Genomic DNA, 12,708 nt, shown 5'->3' with positions numbered 1-12,708 from the left:
TATAAGAGTGGCTTTAGAATTGTCAAGAAATAAGACATCTAAATTAGGGGGGCGCAAATCGTGCCGCAATCACCTTCTAGGAAACGTGGTCTTGGGGCGTCGCTCCGCCTGGCGCATCATCTTTATGGTAAGCTGCTGCAGGAGCAGTTGCGCGAAACCGGGCTCAGCATGGCGCAGTACATTCATCTCCGGTGCCTGAGAGAGGAAGGCAAACTAAAACAATCCGAGCTTTCCGGGTTGCTGGGCATCGAAAAGGCGTCATCTACACGCGTACTGGACGAGCTCGAAAAGCGAGATCTTATCACGCGTAACCGCAGCCAGTCCGACCGGCGCGTGGTTCATGTCGACCTGACTGACACAGGCCTTCGAAGGATCGATGGCGCAATGAAATCTGCGCGTCTCGCGGCAGATCACGCCTCGGCGGGATTTGAACCCGACGAGTTGGGTCGCCTTTTCGCTGCGATGGACAAGCTTCTGGATAATCTCGCAAGCGTGTGTTGCCAGTCCCGCTAACCAAACCTTGGCGCAAGGGCGAGAAGTGTCACACCGGTCGCGGCCAGTGCAGACGCCAGGTAGAATCTGGGACCTGGGCGCCGTTCGGTTTTGAAGATATGGCCTGCGAGCCAGGCGGCAAAGAACATCTCGATCGATGACATGATCGCGACGACGGTCACATCAGTAAATATAAGCGAAAAGAACAGCGCCACTTGTCCAACGGTCATCGAACCGCCAGCCAGAAGTTGCCACCCGCTCGGCCGCTGAATTCGCCAGGACAGCGCGTTGCGCGATTTGAACCGGAACACCCAGGAGACCGCGAACCACATTAGACCCGTCATCGCACCGATGAACACGCCGGCCAGAGGGTCTGGCAAAGTCTGCATCGCGAGTTTTCGGGAGACGAAAGAGCCACCATATCCGGCGGCCGACGCTACGGCCATCGCGCGGCCCTTGTTCCTCTCTAGAGGGTCGGGCTCTCCGACCGCTAAGTCAGAAGCCGATTTGACAGAAGCGCGTGACATCATGACCACCACGCCGCTGGTAACCAGAAAGAAGGCGATGACCACAGGTGTGGTGATGACCTCACCCAGCAGAAAGAACGCCAACAGCGCCGCAAACACCGGTATCAGGCGTCGGATGAAACCGGTCTCGATGGCTCCGGCAAGCTCTACGGAGCGAAACAGCGTAAGACGGCCGACAACGTTGCCAAGCACCCCGGCTGCAACGAAATAGGCCACACCAATGAGTACACCGCGTCCAAGTTCCGGCATCGTTGGACCCAGGAGCAGCCAAAGCGCCCCGGAGACAACGGCGGTCATCAGCACAGAGATAAGAACGTCGTTGCCGCGGCCTTGAACCGATTGGGAACTCTTGGCAATGGAAACCGAACTCAAGGCGTAGCAGAACGCTCCGAACGCGGCCAAGAGGCCGCCGAACCCCGCAGTCATCGCGCGTGTCGGCGCGGATTGTACCTGCTACTTGTCATGGGCCAGCAACTGATCCAGGAAGTGGTCTGAGGATATAACCTCGCGCATTGGCAGCGTCTCCTGCTGCTCCATCAGCTCGGTAGAATAGGTCAACCCTTGGCCGTCCCAGAACCACCAATAGATGATCTCGCCTTGCTTGTCGCGAATCGGCATCCGGAAAATCGGGAAACTTCTTTCCGAATGCGGAATGTCCGACCTTCCGGCAAGCGCGTGCTTCAACCCTAACCGATTCAATGCCCCTGTTAAGGGTACCATGGCCATCGGTGCGGGTTTTTCGGCCAATACAGTCACATTGTCGGGCCGGTGCTCGTAAGGCCCCGGGAGGAACTTGACCACGGGAGGATAGCTCGGGTGGGTATGGGTGAGCTGCACGTAAGCCAACCCCTTCGGTGTTTCGACCTCGACGATATCTCCGGGTGCGTACTCTTCCATTGTGGCGCTCCTCTTAAAGGCTGTAGGCTTCTAGGGTCGAGGGATGGAACAGTTCTTCGATCTCCACTCGGCGCGGGGACAGACCCTGACTCGCGTGGTAATCCAAAAACTTGTTCAGGACATGGGCGTTGCCGCCGACGCCATAGCTCCATGGGTCGTCACCCATTAGCGCATGCACGCGGTTGAGATTATCCTCGACGAAGGGCATCGTTACTTTCGTTGCCGAGGTGTCAGACAGAGCTTCTTCTGCCAACAGCTTCGATTGCGTGAACGCCTTGAGCAGGGCGGCGGGTAGGAACGGGTATTCTTCTGCGAGGCTGCGGCGCACCCCAAGGACATGCATGATCGGAAAGATCCGTGTCTTTTCGAAATAGGCTTCGGCCGTAGCGATGCTGTCTGCAAAGAGCCGACCTACGTGCGGATGCCGCTCGGCGAAACAACGCGGCCAACGCGGGCCGACGAAGCCGTCGATCTCACCGGCCTCGAGCATGCCATTCAGCGTGCTGCCAACTGGCGCCTCTTCCATGCGGATATTGTCGGGTAACTGAACCTTGATCTTTTCGGGCCGGCCCGGCGTATCCATACCGCCGCGCACCCAGATGATGTCGGAGGGTTTGACACCGTATTCCTCTTCGAGAATGCCGCGCACCCAGACATTGGCGGACAGCTGGTATTCGGCGATGCCAATGCGCTTGCCCTTTAGATCCTGCGGCGTGTCGATCCCTTTGTCGGTTCGAATGTAGACTGAAGTGTGACGGAATGCCCGGCTCAGAAAGACCGGGATCGCGACATAGTGCGGATTTCCGCGGGCGACCGAGATCGAATAGGAGGACAACGAAATTTCGCTGATATCGAAAGCTTCGTGGCGGAATGCCCGGAAGAACATTTCCTCTGGGGACAGTAGCATGGGCACGGGATCGACACCGTCTATCTGCACTCTTCCATCCACAATGGCACGCGTCCGGTCATAATTTCCCATGGCAAGGGATAGTTTGAGATTGCTCATCCAGTTTGTTCCTCCTCATTTGTTTTGCATTGTTGCCGCAGGTCGACAGGTTGGCCGGTCGAGGCGGACTGCAGGATCGCATGGCAAACCTCCAGGCTTGCCAGACCCCACGCGCCCGTCTGGACGGGGGCCTTGTTCTGGCGGACAGCGGCTACCAGTGCATCGTTCACGGTTCTACGTGGCGCGGGCCCGAATGTCACTTCGATGAAGCCACGCTCGGTGTCACCAAATACTTCAACTCCGTCCGGAGTCAGCTTTAGGTCGGCACGGTCGCAAAGCGCGATGACTGGGCCAAAATGCTCGTTGTGCTTTGCGTCGACCGTCTTACCGCTGCCGAATGTGCGCGTCGTCTTGAGGCGCGCCTCGTCATCGGGATCGAGGTCCATCAGCGCCCGCCTTGCATCGCCATAGGCGCCGGCGAGTTTTCGCTGCCCCAGCTCTCCGACGTCGTTCATCCAAATGTCGCTATCGAAATGGGCATAGCCCGAATAGGTGAGATTGGCGACGCATCCACCCTCAAAGTTCATCAGCGCCGTAAAGGCGCCTTCTGTTGGACGCTTTGGATCCCATGCCCCGGTCATGGCATAAATCTTCTCTCCCATGCCGCCCGCAAGCCGTCGGACCACGTCGATCTGGTGGATGGCCTGGCTGAACAGCACCCCTCCTCCTTCTTCGGTGCGCAGCTCCTCCGGGCGTCGGGGACGATACAGGAAGTCAGTGTAGTTAAGGGCCTGGATCATTCTCAGCTGGCCGAACTTGCCGCTCGCGATCAACTGCGCGGCCAGCTCGACCGGCGGATCGAAACTGTGGCTGGGCCCAACGATCAGGTGAACCCCCGCCTCGTTCGCGGCGGCGACCATGGTCTCGGCGTCTTCCATCGAGATCGCGAGCGGCTTTTCCACGAGAATGTGCTTTCCAGCGCGCGCCGCGGCCAGAACGTGATCTACATGCATTTGGTGCGGGGTGGCGATGTAGATCGCTTCCACAGATGGATCGGCGCATAGTTCCTCGACAGTCGGATAGGCGACACCGCCGTATTGCTCTTCGAATGCGGCCCGGCTTTCCGCCCTCGGCGCGGCCGCGGCCGTGAGCTTGACGCGTGCGTCGGCATCAAAGGTGGGGACCATCAGCATGAAAGCCCGCCCCAATCCCGCAACTCCGAGGCGGACGGGATCAGAGGTCAAGAACCAGCCTCCCCGATAGCGCGCGCGATACACAAATCATTATATGGTCGCTTTTTTCCTCTTCCATAAGCACCATGTCGCGATGGTCAGCTTCCCCTTCGAGGAGGCGGATCTTGCAGGTGCCGCATGTGCCACTTTCACAGGAGCTGGACGTTGCGAATCCGGCGTCACGCAATGCCTCCAAGATCGAACGATCTTCGGGCACCGTGACGGTTTCGCTACTTTTTTTCAGCTCCACTTCGAAAGAGACATCGTCTTGGCGCACCACATCGACGGGCTTGAAATCCTCGAAGTGAACTCGCCCCTCCGGCCAGTGCCCGGAAACGGCCTTGATTTCATCCATCAGCGGTTTCGGACCACAACAGAAGACGTGAGTGGCACGGGGCGTGACGAGATCGTCCCAGAAATCGTAGACTGCATCCGGAGCGCCGCCGTCATGGTGCACAATGATCCGGCCATCGAAATCTCTCATCAGTTCATCCAGATAGGCCGATTCCTCCGGACTGCGGCTGACGTAGATGATTCTGAGCATCTTGCCCTTCTTGTCGAGATACCGTGCCATCGACAGAATCGGCGTGATCCCGATACCGCCGGCGATGAGCAGGTACTTCTGAACATCGGTTAGCGGGAAATCGTTTTCCGGGAATTCGACTGTCAACTCGGACCCGACGGTCGCCTGTTCGTGCATCGACGCGGAGCCCCCACGCGAATTCGGTTCTCTTTTGATCGCGACAACAAATTCCTTTGGGTCGCTGCCATCGTTGATCAGTGAATAGCGACGCATCGCTCCGGACGGAGTTTCCAAGGTGATGTGAGCACCAGGATCGAAACTAGGGAGCACATCGGCCCCAACCGGCACCAGGGTGAATTCGGCGATGCTCGGGGTCAAGTCACGCCGTTTCTCGACGCGCATCTTGATATTCTCCATGAGGTCCTCCCATATGGTCGTGATTGTGAATTTGTTTAGATAGCTAAGTTATGTGTGTCAACCGACCTTGAACTACGCAGTCATCCAAAACGTTGATCGTGCAAGCGCTACTGGCGGAGGAACCATTTATTACCGTCGAATTTCGACGTTGAAATCAGAGACCGCAGACACGGATCTTGCGCCCACAAAGGTCATGGTCCTCGTCATCTCCTCTTCAAGGATCGAAAGCGCCCGTGACACGCCCGCCTCGCCTTGCGCCGCCAAGCCATAGAGCGGCGCGCGACCCAGCAGAATGCCCTTCGCACCCAAGGCGAGGGCTTTCACGATGTCACTGCCGCGACGAATGCCGCCGTCCAGCAGAACCGGAAACTTCCGATCAAGAGCCGCGATGATATCTGCGAGTACGTCGATGGTGGCAGGAGCGCCATCAAGCTGACGGCCACCATGGTTCGAGACGACGATTCCATCCACACCGGCGCGTTGCGCGTCAATCGCATCTTCTGGGCACATGATACCCTTGATCAGCAGCGGGCCTTTCCATTTCTCCCGAATGCGGCGAACATCTCCCCAAGAAAACTCCGGGTTCCGCTGAGATCGGGTAAACTCGGCCAGTTCTCTGTCGCTCGCGCTGTTTCCGACAAAGTCCAAGAGGTTCTCAAGTCTGGGACGGTGCGGCCCGAGCCATACGGAGGTCAGCCAAGCAGGATGCAGAAGCCCATCGAGAACAGTCCGGGGGCCAATGCGGATTTCGTGGGCGGAGCCGTGCCGCAGATCACGTTCGCGCTTGCCGCCCACGAGTGAATCGACAGTCAGTACCAGAGCCGAGTAACCGGCCGCCTGTGCCCGGTCGATCAGCGCATCAGCGAATGCGCCCTTCCCCCACGGATAAAGCTGGAACCAGAGGGGACCCTTGCTCCTCCGCGCGATCTCTTCCAGCGTCGTGTTCGAGGCGGTCGAAACCGTGAACCCGACCCCGGCTCGTTCGGCCGCAGCGGCGAGGTGCAGATCTCCCTGGGGCCAGTAGAGGCCGTTCAGCCCTGTCGGCCCTATGAAAAACGGCTTCGAGTATGTTTCCCCGAACAGCTCCAAGGTGAGATCGACGCTCCCCCCTTTGAGGATTCGCGGCGTGAGAACGATATTCGTGAAGGAACTGCGATTGTGCCGCAGCGTCACCTCCGATTCCGCGCCCCCATCCAAATAATCGAACACCACCCGTGGCAGGCGACGCCGTGCCTGCGCCCGCAAGTCTTCGATATTGATTGCTGTCGTCATAACGCCTGTCGCCCGCCGAGCAGAATCCGTCGAGGGAAGCTATGAAAGTCCGACGGCACCACGAAAAAAGAGCCGCCCAAAACCCCTTGAGGCCTTGGACGGTTCAGGGAGGAAACATGTGCGCAAGTTATTCCGCCGCTTCCGTCTTGCTCGACGTGTCCACCAGTGTTCGCCAATCGACGTCCTTAGGATACACTCCCTCGTGAGAGGCGATTACCCTTTGCGGAATCTTCGACTCGGTGCCGATTGCCTGGCCACCTTCGGCGACTTTCTTTGCCGCATCGGCCATGAGGCGGCGGAACTCGACAATCGCCAGGTCGGAGGCCCCAAGAATGTCCGTGTGACGCTGTACGCGGCTACCCATCGAAACCCACATCACAATATCTTCGTTCGGAATGCCGTCCACGCCGGTAAAGTGGCCCTCTTTCATCCTTTCTCGGTCCTGCTTGAAGTCGTTCTCCAACGTCCGGAGAGAGCGCCATTTGTGGTCCACGTCCTCACCCGGTACGGCATGGGCAAACTTGCGCCACTCTTCAGTGGAGGGAACGTTCGGTCCGTCGAAGGCTATGAAGTGAAACGCTGTCTCATCGTCATTGATCGGCACGATGACGCTGGCGACCCGGTAGTTGTTGTTCGGCGGAATCAGCGAATAATAGGGCGCGATAAATTCGGTGATCCGGAGATAGTTGTGCGTCTGAGCGTTTTTGATCGGCTTACGGATCGCCGCGTAATGGAAACCGTAGCTCGTGGTTTCAGTCTGCATACGCGGAGATTTGTCTGTCGATGGGCGGTACCATGATTTGTCGTCCGCCGCGGCGCCCTCGACCCGTGCCGGAACCATATTCGAGGAATGGAGCGATGATGAATGCGCGCTATCGATCTGGCCCTCGTGAATCTGCGCCCAGTTGGCGGGCACGCGAATCTTCAGGATCGAAACTGGGGTGTCTTCGGTTGGCGCAAAGGCCGGCGGCTGGAACTCGGGCATATCATCTTTCTCGCCGAGCCAAGCCCAGACGAAGCCGCCCCACTCCCGCACGGGGTAGGAACGATGTTTGACCTTGTCCATCAATGGACTGCCTTCCGGCTCTGAAGACATTGCGACGACATTGCCTTCAACATCCATCTTCCAGCCGTGATAGAGGCAGCGCAGCCCACATTCCTCGTTACGGCCATAGACCAGAGAGGCCTTTCTGTGCGGGCAAAGCTCATCCAGCATTCCCAGACGACCCTTGGTATCCCGGAACGCGACATAGCTTTCGCCGAGAACTTCGACTCGAAGCGGTTTGCCGTCCGACTCTTCAACCTCTTCGATCAGGCATACAGGCGTCCAATGCTGACGCATAAGTCGCGCCATCGGGGCATCCCCCGTTACGCGTGTAAGCAGTTCATTCTCTTCGGGTGTAAGCATCTGGGCTCCTCCAATGGCATCCGACTCTTTCAGTGGATGAGTGGTTTTCGACCTCTCAACTATTCTTAGCTCTCTAAGTTTTATCTGTCAACGTAACCTGCCACTTTTTTTTCCCGCGTTGTAGGTATCGACCTAACTTGTTGTCCGAAATAGCGGGTTCTGAACTAGATCAAGCTGACGAGATCGCAAAACCGAGATACTTTCGCGCAATTGTGGTCCGGAACCTCCCCGACAGCGGCTTGCCGGGCCCGTCTCTGAGGTGTCATGGCAGCCAGCCTGTGCATAAGTCGCGGCAAGCGAACCATCTCGCTTCACCGTGTGAGCCATGGACGCAATCTCTTGCCCAGAAACGGCGCAACGTAGACACCGTTCACTCCGGTGAGCACCAGCGCAACAAGAAACAGAGACACGGGACCTGGAAGGTTTTGCGTGAGCGGTTGCAGCGCGTAGTAGATAAGGATCAGCAGGGGATAGACACCCAGCATGCTGGTGACCCAGGCCTTCCAATAGCGCGGCGCGGCTGGCGGTTTCGGGTCAGTACCGTTGGCCGGCACCTGGTGCCCTACAGTCACCGAAGCGAAGCTCAGCCTCTCTTCGAGATCATGGGCCAAGGCGGCCATTCCGTCTCGGAGCGAAACGGATGCTTCTTCCCCAAGCAAGGTCACCGAAAAGATGATCTGGTCAATGCCAGTCTGATTCTGTAGGGACATGCGAGCGTCAAATCGGTTCCAATCTAGGTGATACAGAGCGGCATCGTTTATCGCCTTCGCGACGACCGCGGCCTGTGCAAGGGGTGCTCTGATGGAAACCGACAGCTCGGGGATCGCGTCGGTGCCAATACTAAGCTGTTTTGGCCCAAGTTCTTCCGGCCCCGGTGTTTCATTCATTTCCTGAACCTCGAAATACTTTGCGCCGGTTGCGAAGTGATCAGCTCCCACCTATGGAAGTAGCCGCCTGTGTTCCGCGTCATAGGCCGACCGGCCCGGACCAACCTTAAAAATTGGCCCAGGCCACATGCCGTCTCTGGGTTGAATCCCTCGATGACCAGACTGCGCTTCAATCGGGTCAACCTGCTGAGGCGCCACAGCTAGGCACTGTCCACGCGGGCGTTTTCTGTCGTGAATGCGATCTGCCGGAATAGCATTGCGACAATCACTAAAATACAGATCGCGGATACCGCCAAGTAAGGGCTTACGGCGCCAATCGCAGCGATTGGCAGTACGCCCCGTTCGACTGCACTGAGTTGCGTCTTGACCAAGCCTTCCAGAGAGGCTGCGACCGCGAGTGCTCCGGCAAAGGCGCCCACTACGGCCAAAGTGTTTGCCAGAGGACCGAGCTCTAGGAGGATGCCTGGGTTCCACACGAAGGCGAAGGGCAGAAGGAAGCCGACGATGGCCAGCCGGACTGCGGAGAAAGCGATCTTGAAGGGGTCTTCGTCGGCGATCGCTGAGGCCGCGATTGCTGCCACGGCGATCGGTGGCGTAAGTGCCGAGAGAATCGCATAGTAGAGCAGAAACATCTGGCTCGGCAACGTCGGGAAACCGAGCTTTGCCAGCGCCGGTCCGACCAGCACGGCTGCCAGGATATACGCACTGGGCGTTGGCATCCCGAGACCGAGAACAATCGTGACGACCGCGGCGATAACGAGTGTCAGCAGTGGTTGCATGTTGCTGACAGTCAAAATGACGTTCGCGGATTTCATTCCAAGGCCGGTCATCGACAAGCCGCCAATCACAAGACCGGCCGCGGCACAAGCGCCGGCGACTGGCAGAATCTGGAGCGTAGTCGCCCCCAGCCCTTCCACCAACTGCCACAGTGACAGCCGTGTGTCTTTCAGCATCATCGCGGACAGGATGGTTACTAGAACTCCGACACCGGCTGTGAAGGTCGGGGAATACCCCAGAATGAGGGCGACGATGATGCCGATGATCGGCAGCAGGAAAACCCATCCGGTCCTGAATGTTTCCTTTGCTGAAGGTATTTCGTCTGCAGAGGGTCGAAGGTTGTGCTTGACTGACCGGAAGTGAACCTGAGCGAAGACACCCGTGTAGTATAGAAGCGCCGGCACCAGAGCGGCGAGCACGATGGCGTTGTAGGAAATGCCGGAATACTCGGCCATGATGAAGGCTGCTGACCCCATGATCGGAGGCATCGCGCTTCCGCCAGACGACGCCGCGACTTCCACCGCCCCCGCGAACCGTGCCCGATAGCCGAGTCGCTTCATGACAGGGATCGTGATCGACCCCGTTGCAACAACATCGGATGTTGGGCTCCCGGACATCGTGCCGTACAGGCCCGACGAAATGATCGCGATTTTGGCGGGGCCGCCGCGCGCATTGCCGGTCACAAGCGCTGCAAGGTTGAAAAAGAAGTCCCCTCCCCCGGCCTTGGCCAGGAATGTTCCAAACATCACGAACAGGAAAACATAGCTGGCAACGACCTGAAGCGGCACGCCAAAAAGTCCATCGGTGGTGAAAACCAGAATATCCAAGAGATAGCTGAACTCGCTGACGCGATGCCCGAATGGCGGCGGCAGAAGAGAGCCAAACAGATTATAAATCAGGAAGAGGGCGACAACGCCGGTCAGGCCTAGGCCGGTGGTCCGGCGGGTCGCTTCGATGGTCAGAAACAACAAGGCTGAGCCAAAGAAAAACTGATCGGTTGTGAATTCGTCGAGTAGACTGATCCGGTCCGCAATCGCTCCCGAGGTCACGTAGAAATACACCCCTGTGGCCAGGCTCAGCGCAGAGAGAACCCAATCATAGATCGGAATGCTGTCCGGCGCGCGCGAGGTCGCGCCGATCGCGAGGAAGAGAATCGTGAAAATGCCCGATACGAACAGAATGCCCTGAATGAGCGGATCGGAGATGATGAAGAGGTTCGAGTGGATTACCCAAACCGCGAATGCCGCCGCCAGAACCATGACGATGGTTCTCATCGGCGAGCCTAAATTTCTACGACGACCGGTTTCTGTAAGCGAAGGAAAATTCATGTAGACCCCGTATAAGGCAGAGAAGAGAAAGAACCGCGATGTATGGGCCGCGCGATGACATGACGTGACATCTCACGTAGCCACCGCGGGGCATTGCTCTGTGCAGTCCATGAGTGGGCCGGCGCGTGTCGTTGCAGCGCGCGCCGGCCGGATCGCGGGATCGACCTTACTTGAGCAGACCCAGTTCCTTGTAGGCACGCTCCGCACCAGGATGGAACGGCAGCGTGGTCTGCGACGTCAGAAGTTCCGGTGTGAGCGCCTGCATCGCCTTATGCACGCCGCGGATCTCGTCGATATTGGACGCGATGCTCTTTGCGAGCATGTAGCCAGTTTCTTCCGGCAGTACATCGGAAGTGATTACCATCGCACCCAGTGCGAGCGTGACGACATCTTCGGTCTGGTTCTTGTAGCTGTCGGCTGGAATTGTGAACGTGCCGGTTCCGAAACGCTCGTTGGTCGCAGCGATGATGTTTTCGGGAACGCTGAGCAACACGACGTCATTGCCCTCGTCAACTTTACGGAACGACGAATGTCCGATGAAAATGCCGTTGATCACCATATCGGTGCGGCCGTCTGCAATCAGATCTGCTTGCTGTGACGAACCACCGCGGACAAGCACGCCGCCATTGGACTCGATCGTGGCTTCGTCGTAGCCCGCCTCTTCGAGCATGAAGGTCGTGATGTTGGCGACGATGTTCCCGGCATTGTTGTTCGCAACACGGATCGCCGCGCCGGACGTCGCGAGGTCGTCAATGCTGTCGATGCCATATTCTTCGGCAAGAGACTTCTTGATGAAGAAGTGCATCGGCGCCCAGTTGTACATGTAGCCGATGGCTTGAAGGTTCTCGATCGGCGCGTCAAACGGTTCGTCCCCTGCGAGGGCCAGCTTGATCTCGGCATCATGTGCCATCCCCAGGTCGGTCCGTTCACGGCCCAGAAGGCCGATGTTCGCAAAGCCACCCCCGGTGGCCTGATAGGTCACCACGCCGCTCGGGTCATCCGCCTTGACGGCACGGTCAATACCAGCGCCCAGAAGCGACCAAAGCCCCGAGGGATTGCCGCCTGAAAGGGTCACATTAACGCTTTCTGCGGAAGCAGCGCTCGCAAGAACCGCAAGGCCGATCGATGCGGCAACGGCTTTGATTGGAAATTTCATGTCTTCCTCCCTGTTTTCAGTAGACATCTAATATTAGATATCTATCTTTAATGCCAATAGTCTATCCACTCGCACCCGTCAACCCTGATTGAAGTCGAGATTATTGTTCAGCGAAAGCCACTCAGGTCATAGTTCCTGACGCGGAACACGCCGAAGCCGTGTGTCCGGCGTAGGTGCTTTGTCGTGACGCACTATCAACCCGTGGAGCCCCGGAGCAGCAGGCCTCAAACCCCCGCCCCCATAGGCTCTCTATGTCCGCCACCGCCATTGAATGGCCCGCGCCGGACCCTCGGCACGCATGGCTCGCGATTCAGTTTGCTGTGTTGCCCTTGGTCGGGGGAACACGGACCCCTCTGGCGGCCGCATCCTGTTCGTCATTTTCGAGGTTCCGGATCATCACGGCAAGTGCGTGTCGCAAGTCTTCCTGAGCTTTCTTGGACAGTCCCGCCATCGCTGCATCGTTCACTTCGAGCGCCAGAGGTTCGAGAACGTCGCGCAGCTCCAAGCCCTTCCGCGTCAGAAACGCGTGCTGGCGCCGTTTGTTGCCCTCGACGTTGCGTCGCTCTATGAAACCCAATTCTTCCATTTTGATGAGCGCGGTGTGGGCGGTGGGTTCGGTGAGATGCGCCCGGTCGCTCAGTTCGCGTTGCGACAACCCGTCTTCCTGCCAGAGGATGCGCAGGAAAATCCACTGACCGAACGTAACATTTTCCGTTTGCAGTCGAAGTTGAAGCGCCCGGTTGAACCCGCGGGCCGCCAGTCGCACCAGCCGGGCCATGCGCTCGTCGGGTTGGACAGGTACGTGGCTTGATTGCTTTTCTTTCATCGCATCGCTCACGGCCTGTC

At 58.1% G+C, this 12,708-nt stretch carries 12 protein-coding genes; 1 reads left to right on the top strand and 11 read right to left on the bottom strand.

Annotation, left to right across the window (positions count from 1 at the left end; all coding sequences use genetic code 11):
• The first annotated feature begins 60 nt into the window (after nucleotides 1–60).
• On the top strand, nucleotides 61–513 hold the full coding sequence (locus AC5SSZ_RS12970) for a MarR family winged helix-turn-helix transcriptional regulator (RefSeq protein WP_229678653.1): 453 nt from the start codon (nucleotides 61–63) through the stop codon (nucleotides 511–513).
• Here the strand turns inward: AC5SSZ_RS12970 and AC5SSZ_RS12965 are convergent.
• The 11 genes from AC5SSZ_RS12965 to AC5SSZ_RS12915 all read right to left on the bottom strand — a co-directional run bounded on the left by AC5SSZ_RS12965 (nucleotide 510) and on the right by AC5SSZ_RS12915 (nucleotide 12,700).
• Entirely contained in the window at nucleotides 510–1,445 is a 936-nt protein-coding gene (locus AC5SSZ_RS12965; protein WP_007803166.1) for an EamA family transporter, read from the bottom strand. The genes AC5SSZ_RS12970 and AC5SSZ_RS12965 overlap by 4 nt on opposite strands.
• 27 nt (nucleotides 1,446–1,472) lie before the next feature.
• Nucleotides 1,473–1,916 (bottom strand): hypothetical protein, encoded by a 444-nt coding sequence (locus AC5SSZ_RS12960; protein ID WP_274566165.1) that lies wholly within the window; start codon nucleotides 1,914–1,916, stop codon nucleotides 1,473–1,475.
• Between the two features lie 13 nt (nucleotides 1,917–1,929).
• Nucleotides 1,930–2,922 carry an ABC transporter substrate-binding protein gene (locus AC5SSZ_RS12955; protein WP_274566166.1) on the bottom strand — a complete coding sequence of 331 codons (993 nt, stop codon included), beginning with the start codon at nucleotides 2,920–2,922 and terminating at the stop codon, nucleotides 1,930–1,932.
• The gene (locus AC5SSZ_RS12950; RefSeq protein ID WP_256359826.1) at nucleotides 2,919–4,139 is read right to left on the bottom strand and encodes a Gfo/Idh/MocA family protein; all 1,221 of its coding nucleotides are present in this window, start codon (nucleotides 4,137–4,139) and stop codon (nucleotides 2,919–2,921) included. The genes AC5SSZ_RS12955 and AC5SSZ_RS12950 overlap by 4 nt, the downstream gene beginning before the upstream one ends.
• On the bottom strand, nucleotides 4,096–5,034 hold the full coding sequence (locus AC5SSZ_RS12945; protein WP_007803173.1) for a PDR/VanB family oxidoreductase: 939 nt from the start codon (nucleotides 5,032–5,034) through the stop codon (nucleotides 4,096–4,098). The genes AC5SSZ_RS12950 and AC5SSZ_RS12945 overlap by 44 nt, the downstream gene beginning before the upstream one ends.
• Before the next feature lie 129 nt (nucleotides 5,035–5,163).
• Nucleotides 5,164–6,306, bottom strand: coding sequence for an alpha-hydroxy acid oxidase (locus AC5SSZ_RS12940; protein WP_495438355.1), 1,143 nt, complete (start codon nucleotides 6,304–6,306; stop codon nucleotides 5,164–5,166).
• 127 nt (nucleotides 6,307–6,433) lie between these two features.
• Nucleotides 6,434–7,714, bottom strand: coding sequence for a Rieske 2Fe-2S domain-containing protein (locus AC5SSZ_RS12935; protein WP_040545925.1), 1,281 nt, complete (start codon nucleotides 7,712–7,714; stop codon nucleotides 6,434–6,436).
• Nucleotides 7,715–8,025: 311 nt separating this feature from the next.
• Entirely contained in the window at nucleotides 8,026–8,601 is a 576-nt protein-coding gene (locus AC5SSZ_RS12930) for a putative antibiotic biosynthesis monooxygenase (protein ID WP_040545926.1), read from the bottom strand.
• Between the two features lie 200 nt (nucleotides 8,602–8,801).
• The gene (locus AC5SSZ_RS12925) at nucleotides 8,802–10,652 is read right to left on the bottom strand and encodes a TRAP transporter permease (protein WP_007803178.1); all 1,851 of its coding nucleotides are present in this window, start codon (nucleotides 10,650–10,652) and stop codon (nucleotides 8,802–8,804) included.
• 220 nt (nucleotides 10,653–10,872) lie between these two features.
• Entirely contained in the window at nucleotides 10,873–11,862 is a 990-nt protein-coding gene (locus AC5SSZ_RS12920) for a TAXI family TRAP transporter solute-binding subunit (RefSeq protein WP_076626055.1), read from the bottom strand.
• A gap of 310 nt (nucleotides 11,863–12,172) precedes the next feature.
• Nucleotides 12,173–12,700, bottom strand: a complete 528-nt coding sequence (locus AC5SSZ_RS12915) for a MarR family winged helix-turn-helix transcriptional regulator (protein ID WP_229678654.1) — start codon at nucleotides 12,698–12,700, stop codon at nucleotides 12,173–12,175.
• Between the last annotated feature and the right edge of the window lie 8 nt (nucleotides 12,701–12,708).

The sequence above is a fragment of the Phaeobacter sp. CC-HEC084 genome, from assembly GCF_059429255.1.
The sequence above is the reverse complement of the archived record's forward strand: the minus strand, read 5'-3'. Positions and strand labels throughout refer to the sequence as shown.